This is a genomic window from Corynebacterium sp. HMSC076G08, from assembly GCF_001811515.1.
In the GTDB taxonomy this organism is placed as follows: domain Bacteria; phylum Actinomycetota; class Actinomycetes; order Mycobacteriales; family Mycobacteriaceae; genus Corynebacterium; species Corynebacterium hiratae.
The window spans coordinates 79,153-99,139 of record NZ_KV805034.1 but is presented as its reverse complement, the minus strand read 5'-3'; the positions used below and the strand labels follow the sequence as shown (position 1 = coordinate 99,139).

At 60.4% G+C, this 19,987-nt stretch carries 20 protein-coding genes; 8 read left to right on the top strand and 12 right to left on the bottom strand.

Features of this window, described 5'->3' with window-relative positions; genetic code table 11:
• The coding region (locus tag HMPREF2806_RS13025) for a transposase (protein WP_198531316.1) at window positions 1–196 on the bottom strand (196 nt) is incomplete at its 3' end.
• A 170-nt stretch (window positions 197–366) separates the two neighbouring features.
• On the opposite strand from HMPREF2806_RS13025, the gene HMPREF2806_RS05340 reads away from it, so the two are divergent.
• Both HMPREF2806_RS05340 and HMPREF2806_RS05335 read left to right on the top strand, forming a co-directional pair.
• A complete protein-coding gene (locus HMPREF2806_RS05340; protein ID WP_010186707.1) occupies window positions 367–636 on the top strand; it encodes an ACT domain-containing protein in 270 nt (89 codons plus the stop codon).
• A 15-nt stretch (window positions 637–651) separates the two neighbouring features.
• Window positions 652–2,016, top strand: a complete 1,365-nt coding sequence (locus tag HMPREF2806_RS05335; protein WP_070516621.1) for a PFL family protein — start codon at window positions 652–654, stop codon at window positions 2,014–2,016.
• Between the two features lie 112 nt (window positions 2,017–2,128).
• Here the strand turns inward: HMPREF2806_RS05335 and HMPREF2806_RS05330 are convergent, their stop codons facing one another.
• Window positions 2,129–2,728: a lipoprotein LpqH gene (locus tag HMPREF2806_RS05330; protein WP_049157422.1), complete on the bottom strand. Its 600-nt coding sequence runs from the start codon at window positions 2,726–2,728 to the stop codon at window positions 2,129–2,131.
• Window positions 2,729–2,939: 211 nt separating this feature from the next.
• Here HMPREF2806_RS05330 and HMPREF2806_RS05325 point away from each other — a divergent pair, with 211 nt between their 5' ends.
• Both HMPREF2806_RS05325 and HMPREF2806_RS05320 read left to right on the top strand, forming a co-directional pair.
• Window positions 2,940–3,629 (top strand): MerR family transcriptional regulator, encoded by a 690-nt coding sequence (locus tag HMPREF2806_RS05325; protein ID WP_049157427.1) that lies wholly within the window; start codon window positions 2,940–2,942, stop codon window positions 3,627–3,629.
• 148 nt (window positions 3,630–3,777) lie between these two features.
• A complete protein-coding gene (locus tag HMPREF2806_RS05320; protein WP_232745289.1) occupies window positions 3,778–4,206 on the top strand; it encodes a hypothetical protein in 429 nt (142 codons plus the stop codon).
• Here HMPREF2806_RS05320 and HMPREF2806_RS05315 read toward each other — a convergent pair.
• The 3 genes from HMPREF2806_RS05315 to HMPREF2806_RS05305 all read right to left on the bottom strand — a co-directional run bounded on the left by HMPREF2806_RS05315 (window position 4,185) and on the right by HMPREF2806_RS05305 (window position 7,673).
• The gene (locus HMPREF2806_RS05315) at window positions 4,185–4,940 is read right to left on the bottom strand and encodes a hypothetical protein (protein ID WP_070516616.1); all 756 of its coding nucleotides are present in this window, start codon (window positions 4,938–4,940) and stop codon (window positions 4,185–4,187) included. The two genes, HMPREF2806_RS05320 and HMPREF2806_RS05315, sit on opposite strands and share 22 nt — an antisense overlap.
• Window positions 4,941–5,065: 125 nt before the next feature.
• Window positions 5,066–6,028 (bottom strand): nucleoside hydrolase, encoded by a 963-nt coding sequence (locus HMPREF2806_RS05310; protein WP_070516614.1) that lies wholly within the window; start codon window positions 6,026–6,028, stop codon window positions 5,066–5,068.
• A 13-nt stretch (window positions 6,029–6,041) separates the two neighbouring features.
• The gene (locus HMPREF2806_RS05305; protein WP_070516612.1) at window positions 6,042–7,673 is read right to left on the bottom strand and encodes an ABC-F family ATP-binding cassette domain-containing protein; all 1,632 of its coding nucleotides are present in this window, start codon (window positions 7,671–7,673) and stop codon (window positions 6,042–6,044) included.
• 160 nt (window positions 7,674–7,833) lie between these two features.
• Here HMPREF2806_RS05305 and HMPREF2806_RS05300 point away from each other — a divergent pair, with 160 nt between their 5' ends.
• Complete coding sequence (locus HMPREF2806_RS05300) at window positions 7,834–9,834, top strand: fructose-specific PTS transporter subunit EIIC (protein ID WP_070516610.1); 2,001 nt, start codon at window positions 7,834–7,836, stop codon at window positions 9,832–9,834.
• Window positions 9,835–9,973: 139 nt separating this feature from the next.
• Here the strand turns inward: HMPREF2806_RS05300 and HMPREF2806_RS05295 are convergent, their stop codons facing one another.
• From HMPREF2806_RS05295 to HMPREF2806_RS05265, 7 genes are all read right to left on the bottom strand, one after another.
• Window positions 9,974–10,402 carry a metal-sulfur cluster assembly factor gene (locus HMPREF2806_RS05295; RefSeq protein ID WP_010186729.1) on the bottom strand — a complete coding sequence of 143 codons (429 nt, stop codon included), beginning with the start codon at window positions 10,400–10,402 and terminating at the stop codon, window positions 9,974–9,976.
• Window positions 10,403–10,852, bottom strand: coding sequence for a Fe-S cluster assembly sulfur transfer protein SufU (gene sufU, locus HMPREF2806_RS05290; protein ID WP_046649118.1), 450 nt, complete (start codon window positions 10,850–10,852; stop codon window positions 10,403–10,405).
• Window positions 10,849–12,096, bottom strand: coding sequence for a cysteine desulfurase (locus tag HMPREF2806_RS05285; protein ID WP_070516605.1), 1,248 nt, complete (start codon window positions 12,094–12,096; stop codon window positions 10,849–10,851). The genes sufU and HMPREF2806_RS05285 overlap by 4 nt, the downstream gene beginning before the upstream one ends.
• A gap of 79 nt (window positions 12,097–12,175) precedes the next feature.
• A complete protein-coding gene (gene sufC, locus HMPREF2806_RS05280; protein WP_046649116.1) occupies window positions 12,176–12,934 on the bottom strand; it encodes a Fe-S cluster assembly ATPase SufC in 759 nt (252 codons plus the stop codon).
• Window positions 12,935–12,961: 27 nt separating this feature from the next.
• Window positions 12,962–14,152, bottom strand: coding sequence for a Fe-S cluster assembly protein SufD (gene sufD, locus HMPREF2806_RS05275; protein WP_049157436.1), 1,191 nt, complete (start codon window positions 14,150–14,152; stop codon window positions 12,962–12,964).
• A complete protein-coding gene (gene sufB / locus HMPREF2806_RS05270; protein WP_198531319.1) occupies window positions 14,153–15,559 on the bottom strand; it encodes a Fe-S cluster assembly protein SufB in 1,407 nt (468 codons plus the stop codon).
• Window positions 15,560–15,620: 61 nt separating this feature from the next.
• Window positions 15,621–16,271, bottom strand: coding sequence for a helix-turn-helix transcriptional regulator (locus HMPREF2806_RS05265; RefSeq protein ID WP_158395618.1), 651 nt, complete (start codon window positions 16,269–16,271; stop codon window positions 15,621–15,623).
• Between the two features lie 198 nt (window positions 16,272–16,469).
• Here HMPREF2806_RS05265 and mptB point away from each other — a divergent pair, with 198 nt between their 5' ends.
• The 3 genes from mptB (at window position 16,470) to HMPREF2806_RS05250 (ending at window position 19,950) form a co-directional block, all read left to right on the top strand.
• Window positions 16,470–18,206: a polyprenol phosphomannose-dependent alpha 1,6 mannosyltransferase MptB gene (mptB, locus tag HMPREF2806_RS05260; RefSeq protein ID WP_049157439.1), complete on the top strand. Its 1,737-nt coding sequence runs from the start codon at window positions 16,470–16,472 to the stop codon at window positions 18,204–18,206.
• A gap of 6 nt (window positions 18,207–18,212) precedes the next feature.
• Window positions 18,213–19,127, top strand: coding sequence for an ABC transporter ATP-binding protein (locus tag HMPREF2806_RS05255; protein ID WP_046649113.1), 915 nt, complete (start codon window positions 18,213–18,215; stop codon window positions 19,125–19,127).
• A 61-nt stretch (window positions 19,128–19,188) separates the two neighbouring features.
• Entirely contained in the window at window positions 19,189–19,950 is a 762-nt protein-coding gene (locus tag HMPREF2806_RS05250) for an ABC transporter permease (protein ID WP_046649112.1), read from the top strand.
• Window positions 19,951–19,987: the final 37 nt, after the last annotated feature.

Sequence of the window (19,987 nt, the reverse complement as noted above, 5' to 3'; positions counted from 1 at the left end):
CAGCACGAAGATCAGCCTCACTCATCCCATCTGAGGCTCCTCGGCGTTCACGTTCGAGTTTGACCCAGCGGCCTAAAAGCCCGGCGGAAACACCGATTTCCTTAGCCACATGGGCAATCGGGCGCTGCGACTCGATTACCAGGTTTGCGGCTTCACGCCGGTACTCCGGCGTGTACTTCTTGCGCTGTTGACTCACAATGAACATCCTCTCTTACGGACACAAGATCCGTACAAATAGGGTGTCCACTAAACGAGGGTAACCTCACAGTTGTTGTCGCATCAGTCATGTGCGCCACCGTACGCGCCCGCCATCTTCTCTGCATGACCCCAGGGCAGATGGAAAAACCCACAGGCTACAATCAAACCATGATCGCCATCATGACTGTTACCGGTGTCGATAACACCGGCATTATCTCCGCCGTGTCCACCGCCCTCGCAGAACTTAACGTCAATATCGTTGACGTCTCCCAGACGCTCATGTCTGAGTACTTCACCATGATCTTGCGCGTCGAATTCGATGAGAACGAGGTCAGCATCCAGCAGCTCCAGGAGCGGATGAACACCGTCGGTGAGTCCATCAAGCAATCCATTCGCGTGCAGTCGGAAGCGCTGTTCACCGCAATGAACGAGATTTAGGGACGATAACCAGTCATGCTTAACCGCTTCAATACCGCCAGCATTCTCGACACCATCGAGATGATCGAGAAGTACCGTCTCGATATCCGCACCGTCACTATGGGCATTTCGCTGCTCGGCTGCACCCGCTCCACTATGGAAGCCACCGCCGAGGCCGTGTACGACCTCGTGACATCCCGCGCCGCACACCTGGTTGAGGTGTGCGAGGGAATCGAGGCCGAGCTCGGCATCCCGATTGTCAACAAGCGCATCTCTGTCACCCCTATTGCGCTCATCGTGGCCGGCGTCGAGGGAAACCCCGTGGACGTCGCCCGCGCTCTGGACCGTGCGGCAGCCGCGACCGGCGTCGACTTCGTCGGCGGCTACTCCGCGCTCGTCGAAAAGGGCGCAACGACCGCCGAAAAGGCGCTTATCCGTTCCATTCCGGAAGCCCTGGCAGAGACGAACCTGGTCTGCTCCTCGGTGAACATCGCTTCCTCCCGCGCCGGCATCAACATGAATGCCGCGGCACAGATGGGACGCATCATCAAGGAAGCTGCCGAGCTCACCAAGGATCGCAGCGCCATCGGCTGCGCCAAGCTCGTGATCTTCTCCAACTCCGTGGGCGATAACCCCTTCATGGCCGGTGCCTTCCACGGCATTGAGGAGCCGGACTGCGTCGTGTCCGTCGGTGTATCGGGCCCAGGCGTGGTCGATCGCGCGCTTGGCTCCCTTGAGGGCGCCACCCTCAACGAGGTTGCAGAAGAGGTCAAGAAGGCAGCCTTCAAGGTCACCCGCGCCGGCCAGCTCGTGGGTGAAATGGCTTCGGAGCGCCTCGGTGTCCCGTTCGGCATCATTGACCTCTCCCTTGCTCCCACCGCAGAGCTGGGTGACTCCGTCGCGCACATCCTGGAGCACATGGGCCTCGACCAGGTGGGCACGCACGGCACCACGGCAGCGCTCGCGCTGCTTAACGACGCCGTCAAGAAGGGCGGCATGATGGCCTGCTCCCGCGTGGGTGGTCTGTCGGGTTCCTTCATCCCGGTTTCCGAGGACAAGGGCATGATCGATGCAGTGCGCACCGGTGCCATCTCCATCGACAAGCTAGAAGCCATGACCTCGATCTGCTCGGTGGGCTTGGATATGATCGCCATCCCGGGTGATACCTCTGCTGAGACTATCGCCGGCATGATCGCGGATGAGGCCGCCATTGGCGTGATGAACCATAAAACAACCGCCGTGCGCGTTATCCCTGCTCCTGGCACCAAGGCTGGCGACGAGGTCAACTTCGGCGGCCTTCTAGGCTACGCTCCGGTCATCCCGGTTAACCAGGTAGGCAACTCCACCTTCATCAACCGTGGTGGCTTCATTCCGGCACCGGTGCACGGTTTCCGCAACTAGTCAGCGCACGAAAGTCTGCATCGCCTTCCCAATAATCACGTGAACAAACAAGTGCTGACCTCTGTACACCACAGGGTCAGCACTTGTTGGCCATTCGCCTCAACTCCCCCGATTAGCTGCAGGTAATCTTCACTTCGAATGGCTTCGTTTCCCCGGTGGTTGGATTACTCCCATTAGACAAAAGTCCTTCACCCGACATCGTGTAGGTGTCGCCTTCCTTCGATGCCGTGGCGGAACCCATCGGGCTGCTCTCGGCGTATGCCAGCGTGTTACCCTCCCCATCTACCATTCCGAGAGCCTTGACCGTTAGGTTTTCATCAGTACTAAGCACGGCGGTAATGCTGGCTGTACCAGCCCCTTCGGGTGCTACGGTCAGGTTCATCGAACCAGCTGCCTCTTGGCATAGGATAGTTTCGTTTTCAACCTCGATCGCCTTTCCATCGACCGTGGCTTCATAGCTGCCGCCTGTTGAGCCGGCCTGATCGTCTGATCCTGCAGTGGACTCTGCGTCGGAGTCAGTGCTATCGGCAGACTCTGAGGTTGCGGCGGAATCTACGTTGGTGTCTTCGGAAGTTTGCTCACCTCCAGCTGCAGCTTGGGTGGTATCAACTGCTGATTTCTCGCTGACGTCACTGTCAGATTGTGAACACGCGGCGAGCGTTGTCAACGCGATAGCCGCTACAAGAGACGTAATAGACTTAGCTACTTTCATTGGCTTTCCCTTCTTTGAGTTTGGCCACTCATGCGTGACGCAGATAACACAAACACTAGTGAAGGTTCGTTTAGCGGGGCGCAGACATGCTCCCCCACGCGGGGGTAATGATTCTCAATGTTGTTGATCAATGAAGAATGACGCCCCCTTCAACTAGTTCACTCCACTGACCGCTTGACCCTCACACAATGTGAGGGTTTAGTTTGGTCCTATGAAGATTTCCGACGTTGCCGCGGTCGCTGGTTGCTCAGTGCGATCCGTGCGTCATTTGCACGAGACGGGTGCGGTTCCCGAACCAGCCCGCACCAGCGGAAACTATCGCGATTACTCGATCTCCGATCTCGCCGCAGTTGTTCGTGCGCGAGCGCTGATCGACGCCGGCGTTGCCGTCGCTGATGTCTCCTCTCCCGATGCTATCGAGCGCTCGTTCGCCATTGTGGACGAAAGAATCGCGCGTCTGCAGCGACAACGTGAGAAGCTGCGTGCTTTGGCCGCAGCACCTCATGGAACCCCCAACGATATTCGAGAGTCCTTGAGCGAAGTTATCGAAGACCCAGCAATGCTGCAGCTGGAATTGGACTCCTGGGATCTCATGGCGCTTACCGGCGTCGCTACATCAGCGACCTGGGAACAGCTGCGTAAGAACCTCGCTGACGACGATTGCCGTGCAGTTCTCCGCAGAGTGGAAACCTTGTGGCGAGAGCTTGGCTCGCTGTCCCCGCGTGATTGTCGGGTTGCGCTTATCGTCGAGAAGCTGCGCAACGTGAGCGAACACGGGTTGATGCGAGGAATCTACCCAACGCTGCAGCCTGGGAACGCTTTGCTCACCGTGACTGATGCGCCGACGACTGGTGCGCAAGGTGTAGCACTCGAGGCTTTGGCTGGAGGATCACGTGACTAGCATCTGGCGATGTGTAGAAAGGCATCCTGGATTTCGCCTTGCCAAGTATGAATTGGGCCTCTACCGGGATCTGTGGCGCTGGATGCGAGGACAAACGCTACTTCCAGTTGGCGCCGTGGCACTTCCCCACCCTCCTGGAAGGCTCCACATGCTTGGCTTCATCACCGCGATATTGCTGGTTGAAATGGTAGTTGTTCACCTTCTTTTACCTGCGGGCGTTCTGCGAATTGTGGCATTGCTGTTGTCGCTGTGGGCCATCATCTTTGTGTGGGGCCTGATTGCCGCTGAACGCATTCGCCCCAGTTATGTCACCGAAGACCTCACGGTTTTGCGGCGCGGGAAAACAATCTTCGTTGAGGTACCGATGGCTTTTGTCCGCACCACACAGGCGGACCGCACCTTCGAATCAGCGGTTATCCTAAGCAACGACGAGCTCATAGTAGGCGGCCCAGCCGGGACCGATACTCTCCTCGACCTCAGTGAGCCGGTCCAAGCATCACCAGACCGCTACCCATGGCAGCGTGTTCGCTCGATGGAGGTTACGAAGGTGCGCTTTTATGGTGCTGCTTCTCGGTAGTCGCCAGCGTTGCGTAGTTGCTCCTCAAGCTCCGCAATCATTGGCAAGGCCAGCTCCGCGCGTTCGGCATCAATTCCCCACTTCTCCGGTGCACTGCGGACCATGTGGGCTGTGGCCTTGAGAAAGCGGGCGAAGTTTTCCACGACGGCGCGGTTGTTGTTGCGTACGCCTTCGGTAAGCACGGTATTGCTTAGCCTTTCGATCCAGATTTCGAGGATGTGAGTCGAGGTGCTTTTGCCAATTGTGGTGCAGGCAGCACGCGCAAGCCGCAAGCCCTCATCGTCATGCCACACTCCTCCGGGGGCGCGAAGGCGGCACGAGATGATCGCTGCGCCTTCGACGGCAGGGATCCTCCCCTTGCGAACACAGGTTTCTACATAGTCAGCGCCGCAACCAACGGCCATAATAGGGCCGATGTCTTTAACAATGCCGCGTGTGTCATCCTCCGTGACATACCACGCGCGGAAGGTGAGGTAGTCCTCATAGCGGAAGTGGCCTGCCTCCGCCAGCACGTTGAGCAACCGAGCGGACAAAGCCTTCGTCCACACCTTGTCTGTACGCAGGTAGCCGCTGAGGCGTTCACGAATTTGATCAAGATGGTCATCCCACTGACCAGACTCAATGCCCTCTTTCAATTCGGTATAGGCCCAGTCCACGCGGACCTCAGGTCGTTTGCTCACTAATCCGGTGAGCAACGGTTCAATAACGGAATCGAGGTTATTGGCGGTGTTCATGACTTCTTCCTCTCCTGCGGCAGCACGCCGGGGTCTGACCACTTCTAGACCCTGTGCGTGGGAAGCGGAAGGACCCAAGAGAAGAGTCTTGAGCGGTGTGTGGTTGTGGCCCCGATTCTAGCGCACTATAGGTTTACTGGAAGACCAAGAAGAGATGCTGCGCGCAGAAATTCTCGATGGGCGGTGCCAACATCGACGGCGGTAACCAGCGCGGCATTAGCGGCCCGATCCCAGTGACCGCGCAGGTCCGCCACGCTCGTTCCGCGCAACCATTCCGGTTCACTGACTACCCGTACGGTGGTCGCGGTGGAAAAGAACGGGACCTTCTGCAACGCCACCATGCAGGTGAGCAGATCATGTATCTGAGCCTGATAACCCGAGCCGTGCGCCTCGTGGAACGCGAAGTAGAAGCGCATGATCTCCGGTAGAACGTCCGCCACTGGGTGCTGCGCGAGCGCTTCACGCAGCCGTTCCAGCTGCGTCGGGCCGAGGAGCATCGTCTCAGTGACGTTGAGTGGGCACAGCGTGGTGGGCCTTGAGGTGGATTCAAAGAAGTCGCGCGCAGCATGCGGGTCGACCCAGAAGTTCCACTCCGCCGTTGGCGTGGTGTTGCCGGGATAGTTCACAGCACCACCCATGATGGTGACACCGGAGAAGCAGGCGTAGTCGGCAGCGTGCTCCGCAGCAAAGTGCGCGGCATTGGTCAATGGTCCGGTCACGATGAGCTGCGCGTTGCGGTCCGCAGCTTCGGTCCAAATGCTGGTCCACTCGGCAGGCTCAGCACTAGCGTGCCCCTCCGGCACGCTCAGGTACCCAAGACCGCTTGGGCCGTGAGTTTCCGGAGTGGTTACCAGCTCCACCTGGCTGGGCTCCGGAAGCCCCGCCGCGACGGGCACCTCATCCAGGCCACACAGTTGCAGGATGTAGGCAGCATTGCGGGTGGTCTGTTCAATCCCGACGTTTCCAGCGGTGGTAGTAACACCGACCAGTTCGATCTCTCCGGCGCGGTGAAGCGCGGCGAGGTAGATCAACGCTAGGGCATCGTCGATACCGGGGTCGCAATCAAGGAGAACAGGCTGGGCAGTCATGCCCGAAATTCTATTAGGCCAATTCCACGATCTCCATGTACTCGTCGTTCCACAAATCCTCATCGCCATCGGGCATGATGATGACGCGCTCCGGCTTGAGTGCCTTGACCGCACCTGGGTCGTGAGTAACCAAGACCACGGCACCTGTGTAGGTGCCTAGGGCATCGAGCACCTGCTCGCGGGACTGGGGGTCTAGGTTGTTCGTGGGCTCGTCGAGAAGCAGCACGTTGGCGCGTGAGGACACCAGCGTTGCCAGCGACAGTCGGGTTTTCTCACCACCGGAGAGCGTTCCGGCAGGCTGTTCCAACTTGTCACCGGAGAACATGAAGGCGCCCAGCAGTCCACGCAAGTCCTGCTGGCCGGCATCCGGGCAGGCCTCGATGGTGTTTTCCCACACGGTTTTGTCTGGGTCGATGTTGTCGTGCTCCTGAGCAAAGTAACCGATGCGCAGGCCGTGCCCGGAGACGATGCCGCCTTCGCCATCGGTGCGCTCCACGCCCGCCAGAAGCTTGAGCAGAGTCGTCTTGCCCGCACCGTTATAGCCCAGCACAACCACGCGGGAACCCTTGTCGATGGCCAAATCGACACCGGCAAAAACCTCCAGCGAGCCATACATCTTTGTCAGGCCCTTGGCGTTCATCGGAGTCTTGCCGCAGGGAGCAGGTTCGGGGAACTTGATGTGGGCAACCTTATCGGCCACGCGGACGTCATCAAGCTCGTTCATCATGCGCTCTGCACGGTGCAGCATCTGCTTGGCGGCGGCGGCCTTCGTGGCCTTCGCTCCCAACTTGGCGGCTTGCTTGTGCAGGGCTGCGGCTTTCTTTTCCGCGTTGGCGCGCTCGCGGCGGCGACGAGCCTCATCGGTGGCGCGGGCATCAAGGTACTTCTTAAAGCCCATGTTGTAGACGTCTGCTTCGGCGCGAACGGCATCGAGGAACCAAACCTTGTTGCACACGGCCTCCAGCAGATCGACGTCGTGCGAAATCATCACGAGGCCACCCTCATGCTTGGACAGAAAGCCGCGCAGCCACGTAATCGAGTCCGCGTCGAGGTGGTTGGTGGGCTCGTCGAGAAGCAGCGTTGTCTGGGACTTGCCTGACCCAGCCGAAGCTGCGAAGAGAATTTGCGCCAGCTCCACGCGGCGGCGCTGACCGCCGGACAGCGTCTTAAGCTGCTGGTCGAGCACACGCTGCGGCAGCCCCAAGTTATCGCAGATCTGCGCGCATTCGGAGTCCGCCTCATAGCCACCTAAGGTGTGGTACTCCTCCTCCAGGCGGGAGAACTTACGAATGGCCTTGTCGCGGAATTTATCGTCCGTGGCGGTTTCCATCAGCTCTTGTTGCTTGGCCATGCGGCGCTTGATCTCATCCAAACCGCGCGCAGAGAGTACGCGCTCACGCGCAGTCTGCTCAATATTGCCCTCGCGGGAATCCTGCGGCAGGTAACCAATGGGACCTGATCGCGTCACCGAGCCACCATAGGGCTCGGTCTCCCCCGCCAGGATGCGCATGGTGGTCGTCTTGCCCGCGCCGTTGCGCCCGACCAGGCCGATGCGATCCCCCGGCTGCACGCGAAGGTGCTGGCCGGGGGCGTCGAGAAGCGTGCGTGCGCCCACGCGCACCTCGAAATCATTGGTCACAATCACGTCGAAACAGTCTAGCAACCAGGGTAGTTAATCCCGAACCGGCGGCAAGGACGCTTCAGCTTGTATCTGGGAATCCAGAGTGAAGAGCACCTTGGAAAACCTGGTTCCTGTTCGGCGCGTTTCACTTATGCATGAAGTTCGATGTGACTAGATTGGCGTCATGAGCACATCAGACACATCGAGATCTCCATTAATCCTCGCGATTACCGCATGTCCGACCGGAATCGCCCACACCTACATGGCCGCTGAGAACCTGGAGGCTGCTGCCGCTGAACTGGGTTACCGCATCAAGATTGAGACACATGGTTCAATTGGCGTCGAAGGCACTTTTAGCTCTCAGGACATCGAGGAAGCCGATGCCATCGTGATCGGTGCCGACACCGTCATTGCAAAGGACCGCTTTCGCGGAAAGCGCCTAGCAGCCACTGGTGTCGATGAAGCTATTAAGCATCCAAAGGAACTCCTCACTCGCGCACTGTCAGCGGCGAAGTGGCAAGAGGAGACTTCGAGCGAAGCGGTACAAGGGAATCAAGGCGTAGAGACCTCCGGCAGCGCCACTGGGTTCCGTGCCGTGAGTGAGACCCTCTACAAGGCGCTAATGAATGGTGTCTCCCACATGATTCCGTTCGTGGTCACCGGTGGTCTCCTCATCGCGGTAGCACTCTCAATCGGAGGAACACCCACGCCCGAGGGCCTGGCTATCCCCGAAGACTCCTTCTGGAACACCCTGAATGAGCTTGGCGGCCTAGCCTTTTCTCTCATGGTGCCGATCCTTTCCGGTTATATCGCGGTCGGCATTGCGGACCGCCCCGGTTTAGCGCCGGGACTCATCACTGGTCTTATCGCTACGACCGGCTCGCTTTACGGCTCTGAAGCTGGAGCGGGCTTCCTAGGCGGCATCGTCACAGGCATCCTGTCAGGCTACGTAGCCCTGGGAATCAAAAAGATTCCCGTTAATAAGTACATCGCCCCGATTTGGCCGATCATCGTTATTCCGATCTTCACCACACTCATCGTGGGGCTAATCTTTATCTACTTTGTCGGTGCGCCAGTAGCCGGCGCCTTTGAAGCCATGACCGAGTACCTCGCCGGGATGGAAGGCTCCTCTGTCATTGTCCTCGGTCTCGTCATTGGCGCGATGATCGCTTTCGACATGGGCGGTCCCTTTAATAAAACTGCCTTCCTGTTCGGCGGGGGCATGATTGCAGCCGGCAATGCGGCTCCGATGGGCATGGCGGCTACCGCCATCGCTGTACCGCCCCTGGCGGTGGGTGTTGCGACCCTCGTACGCCGTGCTTGGTTCAATAAGGCGGAGAAGGACGCCGGTATCGCCGCGCTCTTCATGGGGTTCTTTGGCATCACTGAAGGCGCTATCCCTCTTGCGGCGGCACGCCCGCTGCAGGTCATCCCAGCCAACGTCATCGGTGGTGCGGTAGCAGGCGCCCTGGCAGGTGCATTCGGGGTCAAGGACCATGTCATGCATGGTGGCCCCATCGTTGCTGTGCTCGGGGCTGTCGACAACGTCGTGGGCTTCTTCATCGCACTGCTTATTGGTGTCGTTGTCTGTGCTTCCGTCATGCTTCTGTTGATCGGACTTACCCAAAATAGAAAGGCCCAGAGTAAGAATGAGAGCTCTGGTGAACGGGGTGAAGCGGGCATAGCTAAGGAGGATGTGTCAGAAGCACCGGTCCAGGAAGAACCTTTGCTTTCTGCCGACACGGTGAGCCTTGACCAAGACCTTGGCACGAATCGCAAGGAAACGATCGATTCGCTAGTCCAGCTTGTCTCCCCTCGGCTTTCTGATCCTTCCGCAGTTATCACTACGGCCCTAGAGCGGGAAGCGAAGCATTCGACCGGTGTGGGGCATGGTGTGGCTATCCCACATGCTCGTTCCGCGGGAGTGACAGTGCCGACTTTGGCCTTTGCTCGTCTTCCCGAGGGGATTACGTGGGCAGAGGGCGAGGAACCAACGACGTTGGTCTTCCTCATTGCAGTGCCTGAGGACGCCGGCAAGCAGCACCTCAAGCTGCTTTCCAAGCTGGCGCGGGCAATCATGAAGGATGATTTCCGTACTCGCCTACAATCCGCCGCATCCAAGGATGAAGCGGTGGACATCATCTCCTCGGCTTTGGATCCGGCGTCCTCACCCGCTTCGTCATAGCAGTGAGTACTCAAGCTCTTAAAGCTACTTAAAATACCGCGCATTATGGAAAAAGAAACCGCCAGCCCGAGTGCGCAAGGTCATGTTGTGAAGACCTTAGGCGCCTCGGGCTGACGGTAATGGGGACTTGCAGCCGAAACTAGACGGCGAAGCCGAGGGCCTGGAGCATCTCGCGGCCCTCCTCGGTAATCATGTTCGGGCCCCACGGCGGCATCCAGACCCAGTTGAGCTGGACTGCCTCGGCGAGCTTGTTGCCTACGATGACATCCTCGATCTGTTCGCCGATGACATCGGTGAGAGGACAGGCCGGGGAGGTCAGCGTCATGTTAATGACGCAGGTGTTCTTGCCGTCAATATCGTCGAGCCAGACGTCATAGACCAAGCCCAGATCAACGATGTTGATTCCAAGCTCTGGGTCGATGACATCACGAAGGTACTCGGTGATATCGAAGGTCTTCGCAATCTGCTCTTCGGTCTGTTCAGGCTTGACAGCAGCGCCATCGAAGGAGGCATTCTGGTCCTGGTAAGGATCGGTGCTGCCACCGGTGGTTTCAGTGTTATCAGCCATCTACTTCTCCAATTCGTTCAACGCTTCCACGGTGGCGGCTTGGAAAGCCTTCCACCCGAGGAGAGCGCACTTAACACGGGCGGGGAACTTGGCTACGCCGGCGAAGGCGATGCCGTCCCCGATGATCTCGTCGTCACCTTCCACTTCGCCGCGGGAGGTCACCATCCTCTCGAATTCGGCCAGCTTGGCGTTTGCCTCCTCGAGGGGGATGCCGACGATTTCCTCCGCCATAACAGAGGTCGAGGCCTGCGAAATGGAGCATCCCTCGGCGTCGTAGGACACGTCCTCGACGGTTGTGCCGTCGGGGGAAAGCTTCACGCGGAGGGTGAGTTCATCACCGCAGGAAGGGTTGACGTGGTGAACTTCTGCCTGGCCTTCGCGCAGGCCAGAGAATTTCGGGTTCTTGTAGTGGTCCAGGATGACGTCCTGGTACATGGAATCTAGGTTCATTCGCTCACTCCAAAGAAGGTGCGGGCAGCCCGCACCGCCTCTATGAGGGCGTCGACCTCGTCCTCAGTGTTGTACAGGTAAAAGCTAGCGCGTGCGGTCGAATTAGCCTGGCACGCGCGGTGCAGCGGCCACGCACAGTGGTGGCCGGTGCGGATGGATACGCCATGAGAGTCAAGAACCTGGCCTAGGTCATGCGGATGGATCCCATCCACGATGAAGGAGACCGTTCCTCCGCGATCCTCGGTGTTTTCAGGCCCGATGATACGCACGCCGGGGATCTCGGCAAGCTTCTGCAAGGCCAGTGCAGTGAGTTTCTGCTCGTGGGCGTGGATGGCCTCCATGCCCACCTCGCTCAAGAACTTCACTGCTGCACCAAGGCCCACAACCTGGCTGGTCATTTGGGTTCCGGCCTCGAAGCGGGTGGGTGGCGCGGCAAACGTCGAGCCTTCCATCTTGACTACTTCGATCATGGAACCGCCGGTGAGGAAAGGCGGCAGCTGCGCCAGCAGCTCTTGCTTACCGTAGAGCACGCCCACGCCGGTCGGCCCGCACATCTTGTGCCCAGAGAACGCGGCAAAATCCACATCAAGTTCGTGGAAATCCACCGGCATGTGCGGCACCGACTGGCAGGCGTCGAGAACCACCATGGCACCTACGGCACGGGCACGACGTACCAACTCTGCGACGGGAGCCACGGCCCCGGTCACGTTGGACTGGTGGGTAAAAGCCACGACCTTCACGGAGTCATCGAGCTCAAGCGAATCGAGATCAATGCGGCCGTCCTCGGTCATGGAGTACCACTTCAGCGTCGCGCCGGTGCGCTGGCACAGCTCTTGCCACGGCACCAAGTTCGCGTGGTGCTCCAGTTCGGTGACCACGACGGTATCGCCCTCACCGACATAAAGCTCGCCGGCGCGCTCATCACTGAGCACGTAGGCAACCTCATTGAGCGCTTCAGTGGCGTTCTTGGTGAAGGCAATCTCATCGCGGTCGGCACCAACGAAGGCGGCGATGGCCTGGCGAGCGGACTCGTACGCGTCATCGGCCTCCTCCGCCAGCTGGTAGGAACCGCGGTGCACCGGAGCGTTGGTGCCGAGCACGAACTCCTCCTCGGCCTTCCATACCGGCAGGGGACGTTGCGAGGTCGCTCCCGAATCCAGGTACACCAAAGGTTTACCGTCGCGCACCGTGCGCGAGAGGATAGGGAATTGTTCCCGAATCGCATTAACGTCTAGTTCAGGCATAGGTCCTTGTGCTCGGTTCTTTTTCTCTAGCGTGTCGTGGTGTGGTCTGTCGTGGTGTTACCGGGGTCGGCGGTACAGCCTACTTGAGGAACTGCTCGTAGCCGTCTGCCTCAAGCTGGTCAGCCAGCTCGGCGCCGCCGGTCTTGATGATCTGTCCGTCGGCGAAGACGTGAACGAAGTCCGGGACAACGTAGTTGAGGATGCGCTTGTAGTGCGTGATGAGGAGGATGCCGCCGTTGGTCTCCTCCTGATAGCTGTTGATGCCATCGGAGACGACGCGCAGGGCGTCGACGTCCAGGCCGGAGTCGGTCTCGTCCATGACGGCGAACTTCGGTTTGAGGATGTCGAGCTGCATGACCTCGTGGCGCTTCTTCTCACCACCGGAGAAGCCCTCGTTCACGGAGCGGTGTGCAAAGGACTTATCGATGGCCAGCTTCTCGCGGGCCTCGGTGAGCTCCTTGTTCCACTCGCGCAGCTTCGGAGCCTCGCCACGGATAGCGGTCACGGCGGAGCGCATGAACTGCGACATCTTCACGCCCGGCACCTCAGTCGGGTACTGCATGGCCAGGAAAAGACCAGCGCGGGCGCGCTCGTCGACTTCCATCTCGAGGATGTTCTCGCCGTCGAGAAGCACCTCGCCCTCGGTCACCTCATACTTGGGGTGACCGGCGATAACGTAGGACAGGGTGGACTTGCCGGAGCCGTTGGGGCCCATGACGGCGTGGGTCTCACCGGAATTGATGGTGAGGTTGACACCCTTGAGGATCGGCGTGGGCTCACCGTCCTCCTCGTGTGGGAGCACCTGCGCGTGGAGATTCTTGATTTCCAGAGTAGACATTGAGTTGGTACCTGCTTTCGGGAAGTTTTAAGCGTTGATCTTGGCGAGCTCGTCGACGACGCGGGATTCCAGATCCTCGCGCAGGGACTCGACCGGGATGCGGGAGATGACTTCGGAGAAGAAGCCGCGGATGATGAGGCGGCGTGCCTCGGCGGCAGGAATACCGCGGGACATGAGGTAGAACAGCTCAAGGTCATCGAAGCGGCCCACCGTTGCGGCGTGGCCAGCACCGACGATCTCACCGGTCTGGATCTCCAGGTTCGGGATGGCGTCAGCGCGCGCACCCTCGGTGAGGATCAAGTTGTTGTTCGTCTCATAGGTGTCCGTGTTGTTCGCATTCTTGCGGATGAGCACGTCACCGACCCAGCAGGTGCGGGCCTCCGGGGTGCGGGAGGCGGAGCCGGCCTCGGCCTTCTGCGCAGCAGTAGCACCCTGCAGAGCGCCCTTGTAGAAGACGCGAGAGCGGCAGTTCGGCACGTCGTGGTCCACCAGCAGGCGGTTCTCGAAGTACTGGCCGGCATCAGCAAAGTAGACGCCGAGCAGCTCGGCATCGCCACCGGGGCCATCGAAAACTACGCGCGGAACAAGGCGCACAATCTCGCCGCCAAAGATGGCGGTGTTGTGGCGCAGTACGGCGTCGCGGCCCACCTTCGCAATCTGATGGGACAGGTGCACTGCATCGTCTTCCCAGTCGGCGTCGACGACGACGGTGACCTGGGAGCCGTCGCCCAGCACGAACTCCACGTTGTCTGCGTGGGTACCGGAACCGACGTACTTAAGAACGATGGTGACCTCCGCGTGATTGCCCACGTGGATGGAGGTCGCACCAAAGGAGGTCACGCCCTCACCAGCGCCGGTGATGGTGATCTCCACCGGCTTATCCAGTCGTGCATCGGCGTCAACGCTGACGATCTGCGCCTCCGGCATGGAGCACCAGGCCTGAGCTGCAACGCGGTCAGCAGGTGCACCGGCGGTGCCGAGGCGGTCGTCGTCAGGCGCCACGGTCTCGGCCGTTACGCCCTCCGGGGCCACCACGTCAATCTTCTGGGCGGTTGCCGGCGCGAACTCACCATTGTGCAGCCCGCGAAGGTTACGCAAGGAGATGAAACGCCAGACCTCGTCGCGGCCGTGCGGGACCGGGAAGTCCTCGACATCGAAGGAGGTGAACTGGTCTCCCTTAGTGACGTCAGCCGGATTAAATTCGTTGGAAGCTACCACTTAGCCCACCGATCCTTCCATCTGCAGCTCGATAAGACGGTTCAGCTCCAGCGCGTATTCCATCGGGAGCTCCTTAGCAATCGGCTCGACGAAGCCGCGCACAATCATCGCCATGGCCTCTTCCTCAGCGATACCGCGGGACATGAGGTAGAACAGCTGCTCCTCAGAGACCTGGGAGACCGTTGCCTCGTGGCCGAGGGTGACGTGATCATTGCGGATGTCGTTGTACGGATACGTGTCCGACCTCGAGTCATTGTCCACAAGCAAGGCATCACACTCGACGTTGGCAGCGGAGTTCGTAGCGTTAGCGTTGACCTGCACCAAGCCGCGGTAGGCCGCGCGGCCGCCGTTGCGGGCCACGGACTTCGAGACGATGTTGGAGGAGGTGTTCGGCGCCATGTGGATCATCTTGGAGCCGGTGTCCTGGACCTGGTTATCGCCAGCAAAGGCCAGGGAGAGTACCTCACCCTTGGCGTGCTCGCCGGTAAGCCAGCAGGACGGGTACTTCATAGTGACCTTGGAGCCGATGTTGCCATCGACCCATTCCATGGTGCCGCCCTCTTCGACCTTGGCGCGCTGGGTCACCAGGTTGTAGACGTTGGTGGACCAGTTCTGAATGGTGGTGTAGCGGCAGCGGCCGCCCTTCTTCACGATGATCTCGATGACACCGGTGTGCAGCGAATCCGAGTTGTAGATCGGCGCGGTGCACCCCTCGATGTAGTGAACGTAGGCGCCCTCCTCCACGATGATGAGGGTGCGCTCGAACTGGCCCATGTTCTCGGTGTTAATGCGGAAGTAGGCCTGCAGCGGAATATCCACGTGGACGCCCTTCGGAACGTACACGAAGGAACCACCGGACCAGCAGGCGTTATTCAGCGCGGAGAACTTGTTGTCGCCGGCCGGAATCACGGTGCCGAAGTATTCCTGGAGGATCTCCGGGTACTCGCGCACCGCGGTGTCGGTATCAACGAAGATAACGCCCTGGGCCTGCAGGTCCTCGCGGATCTTGTGGTAAACCACCTCGGACTCGTACTGCGCGGCAACACCGGAGACCAGACGCTTCTTCTCAGCATCCGGGATACCCAGCTTGTCGTAGGTCTCCTTAATGTCGTCCGGCAGGTCATCCCAGGTTTGGGCCTGCTTCTCGGTGGAGCGGACAAAGTACTTAATGTTGTCGAAGTCGATTCCGGACAGATCTGGGCCCCAGGTCGGAACTGGCTTCTTGTTGAAGACGCGCAGAGCCTTCAGACGGGACTCGAGCATCCACTCCGGCTCGTTCTTCTTCCGAGAAATATCGCGGACGACGTCCTCACTCAAACCGCGGTGTGCTGCCTGGCCGGCTTCGTCGGAATCGTGCCAGCCGTACTCATAGCCGCCGATAGAGGAGATGATCTCGTCATCGCTCATCTTGGTTTCAAGGCCTGGTGCCGGTTGTGCCTGTGTCAAAGCCCGCTCCTTTCTAGTTCGATTAGTTCTTCCCCGGCTCCGCCGCGGAAGGCGGGACTGGGGTTAAGGGGATATTCGTGGTGCAGATTCCATGACCATCCGCAATGGAGGCCAAGGGCTGCACATGTTTGCCTAATAGCGCGGAGAAGACTTCCTGTTCAGCTTCACACAACTCCGGATGCTCGGCCGCCACGTGGGCGACCGGGCAATGGTGCTGGCAAATCTGTACTCCGTTGCCCACCGACGTCACCGTGGCCGCGTAGCCATGCGCGTCGAGCACTTCGGCCAGCTGACGCGCCACCTCCGGAACGGATTCCTGATCTTCTACCAGGGGCTTCACGTCCTCCACGAGGCGCTCGAAGCGAGCCTTGGCGAAGCGACGAACCGCCTCCGGCCCGCCCGCTTCACGCAGTGCGGTGAGCGCTTCCGCCGCCAGCTGATCGTAGGCGTGCCCAAATTGGGCGCGGCCCTGATCCGTGAGGCGGAAATGCTTGGCGGGGCGACCACGGCCCACCGACTGCCCAGGGCGGGCTGATGGGCGGCGATGCACCACCTCGGTGAGTCCTTCCTCCACCAAAATGTCTAAGTGCCGACGGATGCCGGCTGCAGAGAGACCGAGACGTTCACCCAGATACGACGCCGTTACCGGGCCGTCTTTTAGGAGCAACAACATGACGTGTCGGCGGGTGTCGCCCTCAGTCGAGCGAGTCTCCCTAGGTAGCTCCTTCGTCACGGTGTACACCTCCTTGAATGAAACACTCTCTCTTTAGACAACACTAGTGTTCCTTAATTCATTCCCGATTTCCACTCTTTCATTCGTGTCGCGGGCAGCTCGTCCTCTCTCAGCACCGAGCGACTAAGGTAGACACTCATGAATATGGAGCGCGATTACACCCGATCGGGGCGATTGCACCGCGTCTTTTGGGGCGTGCGCGATGAACTCCCCCGCATGGGCCTGCCCGGATCCCGTTCCGCGCTCTTGCACCAAGATTTTCCAGATTCTTCCGACGGTGCAGAGGGCGCCGCGCTTGGCGACGTCCACCGCCACACCATCGCCCAGCTGCGCACGCTCTTTAGCCTCCGGTGGCTCGGCACCATTGGTGCGCTACTCATTGCGCTCGGCGGATTGGGCGCCGGTGCGCTTCCGGTGGTGGGCAACCCCTATGAGTCTCTGCCTTTTGGCTCGCTCATGACGCGGATGCTGCAGTCAGCCTCCGCCATCGTGTTCATCGGGGTCGGTTTCATGGTCACGGCGTGGATTTGCATGGCACCGCTGGTGGGCGCGCCCCTGCGCCTACAGAAGCCGGCCAAGGTTCGGCGCTTTAGCCACTCGCCCCGGGTGGTCACGCAGAGCCAGATGTGGCGCACCTGGCTAGGGTGGGTTCTCCCGCTTTTGGTGACCGCTCCCCTGTTCACGCAGGACATTTACTCCTACCTCGCTAACGGCTCCATCGTGCTCCAAGGCCTCGATCCCTATTCGGCGGGGCCGGTGGAGCTACTAGGCGCCGATAACGACCTGGCCCGCTCCGTCCCGTTCATCTGGGCGAACTCACCTTCCCCTTATGGCCCTGTGGCGCTAGGTGTAGCGGCGGTGGTCAGTTGGCTGACCAACGACTCCATTATCTGGGGTGTTGTCCTGCACCGGGTACTGTCCCTCGTCGGTATCATCGCCGCCGGTTGGGCCATCGCGCGGCTTGCTACGCGCTGCCGAGTATCCCCGGAGGCAGCGCTGTGGCTGGGCATCCTTAACCCTTTGACCATCCTCCACCTCGTCGGAGGCATCCACAATGAATCCTTCATGCTGGGGCTAGCTCTCGTCGGTGTGGAGCTGGGGTTGCGGGCGGTTAACGATTCCCACGAGGCCCGCTGGCGAGCATGGTCGCTGTTTATCGCATCTGGCGTCCTGATCTCGTGTGCCGGAATGGTCAAGGTGACTGGCTTTATCGGCCTCGGGTTCGTTGGCATGGCGGCGGCACGCAGGCTCGTCGACAAGCACGGCGTGTCCGGCGTGCGGGCAGTGCTGGGCGCCGGGGCCGCGCAGCTTCTCCTGCTTGCCACCTCCATCGCCGCAGTGACGGTACTCACGGGGATCGACATTGGTTGGGTCTTTGGCCAGGGCGGCGCGGCCACCATCCGGTCGTGGCTGTCTGCGACGACCTCCGTAGGCGTCGGCGCCGGCTTCCTTGGGATGCTGTTGGGATTGGGTGATCACACCGAGGCCATCCTCACCGTGACCCGGACTGTGGGCGTCATCATTGCCGCGGGCTTTATGATCCGCATGCTCTTTGCCACCTACCGCGGCGCCATCCACCCCGTGGGCGGCCTGGGGGTATCGACCTTCGTGCTCGTGGTGTTCTTCCCCGTCGTCCAACCCTGGTACATCCTGTGGGCGGTGCTGCCGCTGGCGGCTTGGGCCAACCGACGCTTCTTCCGCATGGCTGTGATCATCTACTCCGGGTTCATGAGTTTCATCGTGCTTCCCCGCGGCCTCGGCCTTCCCCCAGGGACAGTCTTCGTCATTTACCTCGCCGCCTTGGTGACATTCCTCGTCCTCGCCGGCGTGGGGTGGGTTGCTTTGCGCAGGGCGGGCGTGCGTGTCCTAAACTAGCGATTCGTGACTACATCAGCTCTTGTCTTAGATAACGTCATGAAGACCTATGGCGACGTCAACGCAGTGAACGGGCTGAGTTTCCGCGCCAATTACGGCGAGATCCTGTGCTTGCTGGGCCCTAACGGTGCAGGTAAGACCACCACCATCGAGATGTGTGAGGGTTTCAAGAAGCCCACGTCGGGCCGCATCGAGGTGCTGGGGCTTAACCCCGCGCGCAATCCCGATGCCGTGCGCTCCCGCATCGGCATCATGCTGCAGGGCGGCGGCTCCTATTCCGGAATCAAAGTCAAGGAGATGCTTGAGCTTAGCGCCTCCTATAACGAGAATCCCTTGGACCCGGAGTGGCTGCTGGACACGCTCGGACTGCGCGGGGTGGCGAAGAGCAGCTACCGCCGCCTGTCCGGCGGGCAACAACAACGTCTCTCCCTAGCCCTAGCGATCATCGGGCGCCCAGAGTTGGTCTTTCTCGATGAACCCACCGCGGGCATGGATGCCCAGTCGCGCCTTGCCGTGTGGGACCTCATCCGCGCCCTCCGGGCCGATGGCGTAACCGTCATCCTCACCACGCACCTCATGGATGAAGCGGAAGCGCTCAGCGACCGCGTCGTCATCATTGACCACGGACAACTCGTGGCGAGCGGCACCGCAGCATCGCTGACGGACTCGGCCGATGTTCCGCAGGTGAATTTCGATACCGCAACACCGGTGGACCTCGAAGCACTGCGGGACGCCGGCATCGCGGCGGAAGCTCTCCGCCCCCTGCACTACCGTCTCACCTCGGAGGCCAGCCCCGCCGGCATCGCAGCGCTGGCTTCATGCTTGGCCGCGCAAAACGTCATCCTCCGCAACCTGCACACCTCACACCGGAATCTCGAGGAAGTCTTCCTCGATCTCACGGGCCGCGACATGCGCAGCTAGAACCGCCCTCGGCCATTTAGCACGATTCTTTTATCAAGTTGTTTGAACAAGGAGAAGCTCCATGAGCACCTTCGCACCCGGCACTTTTAGCCCGCACCCGCAGCGCGTGGGCGTAGCGGCTATGGCACGTGCCCAAGGGGCTATCGAATCCAAGCTCATGCTGCGCCACGGTGAGCAGCAGCTGCTGAGCATCATCATCCCTGTGGCCATCCTGATCGGCGCCGCGACACTGCAAGACAGCACTGGCCACGGCGTGGAGGAAATCTTCCCCATGGTGCTGGCCGTTGCGGCGACCTCCTCCGGTTTCACGGGTCAGGCCATCTCCTTGGCCTTCGACCGTCGCTATGGTGCGCTGAAGCGCACAGGCGCTTCAGGCGTTCCTGCCTGGGCCATCGTGGTGGGAAAGATTCTCGCCGTGCTGTCGATGGTGGTGCTGCAGGTCCTTGTGCTGGGGACGATTGCCGCCTTCCTGGGGCTGCGGATCACCGCTGGGGGTGCGGCCATCGGTGTGCTCACGCTCGCCTTGGGTGTGGCTACGTTTACGGCCTTAGGCCTACTGCTCGGCGGCACACTGAGTTCGGAGGTGGTCTTGGCGGTGGCCAACCTCATTTGGTTCATCCTCCTCGGCACCGTCGGCTGGGTCATGTTTTCCCAGGGGCTCGGTGATAACGGGGTGTTCACCCTAGTGCCCACGGTGGCCATGGCCGCCGGTCTCGATACCGCCCTGAACGGGTCTTTCCCGGGCATTGAGCTCCTTGTACTCGTCGGGTGGTCAGCGGTGGCGTCGTTTGCCGCGGTGCGTTGGTTCCGCTTCGAGGGCTAAAAGTGATTCTTCTCCCTTGCGCGGTGTGACCCACCCG

What these genes read in the sequence shown, in the direction of transcription:
- HMPREF2806_RS05340 (WP_010186707.1), top strand. Translation starts at nt 367, where the DNA reads ATGATCGCCATCATGACTGTTACCGGTGTCGATAACACCGGCATTATC.
- HMPREF2806_RS05335 (WP_070516621.1), top strand. Translation starts at nt 652, where the DNA reads ATGCTTAACCGCTTCAATACCGCCAGCATTCTCGACACCATCGAGATG.
- HMPREF2806_RS05330 (WP_049157422.1), bottom strand. Translation starts at nt 2,728, where the DNA reads ATGAAAGTAGCTAAGTCTATTACGTCTCTTGTAGCGGCTATCGCGTTG.
- HMPREF2806_RS05325 (WP_049157427.1), top strand. Translation starts at nt 2,940, where the DNA reads ATGAAGATTTCCGACGTTGCCGCGGTCGCTGGTTGCTCAGTGCGATCC.
- HMPREF2806_RS05320 (WP_232745289.1), top strand. Translation starts at nt 3,778, where the DNA reads ATGCTTGGCTTCATCACCGCGATATTGCTGGTTGAAATGGTAGTTGTT.
- HMPREF2806_RS05315 (WP_070516616.1), bottom strand. Translation starts at nt 4,940, where the DNA reads ATGAACACCGCCAATAACCTCGATTCCGTTATTGAACCGTTGCTCACC.
- HMPREF2806_RS05310 (WP_070516614.1), bottom strand. Translation starts at nt 6,028, where the DNA reads ATGACTGCCCAGCCTGTTCTCCTTGATTGCGACCCCGGTATCGACGAT.
- HMPREF2806_RS05300 (WP_070516610.1), top strand. Translation starts at nt 7,834, where the DNA reads ATGAGCACATCAGACACATCGAGATCTCCATTAATCCTCGCGATTACC.
- HMPREF2806_RS05295 (WP_010186729.1), bottom strand. Translation starts at nt 10,402, where the DNA reads ATGGCTGATAACACTGAAACCACCGGTGGCAGCACCGATCCTTACCAG.
- sufU (WP_046649118.1), bottom strand. Translation starts at nt 10,852, where the DNA reads ATGAACCTAGATTCCATGTACCAGGACGTCATCCTGGACCACTACAAG.
- HMPREF2806_RS05285 (WP_070516605.1), bottom strand. Translation starts at nt 12,096, where the DNA reads ATGCCTGAACTAGACGTTAATGCGATTCGGGAACAATTCCCTATCCTC.
- sufC (WP_046649116.1), bottom strand. Translation starts at nt 12,934, where the DNA reads ATGTCTACTCTGGAAATCAAGAATCTCCACGCGCAGGTGCTCCCACAC.
- sufB (WP_198531319.1), bottom strand. Translation starts at nt 15,559, where the DNA reads ATGAGCGATGACGAGATCATCTCCTCTATCGGCGGCTATGAGTACGGC.
- HMPREF2806_RS05265 (WP_158395618.1), bottom strand. Translation starts at nt 16,271, where the DNA reads ATGTTGTTGCTCCTAAAAGACGGCCCGGTAACGGCGTCGTATCTGGGT.
- mptB (WP_049157439.1), top strand. Translation starts at nt 16,470, where the DNA reads ATGAATATGGAGCGCGATTACACCCGATCGGGGCGATTGCACCGCGTC.
- HMPREF2806_RS05250 (WP_046649112.1), top strand. Translation starts at nt 19,189, where the DNA reads ATGAGCACCTTCGCACCCGGCACTTTTAGCCCGCACCCGCAGCGCGTG.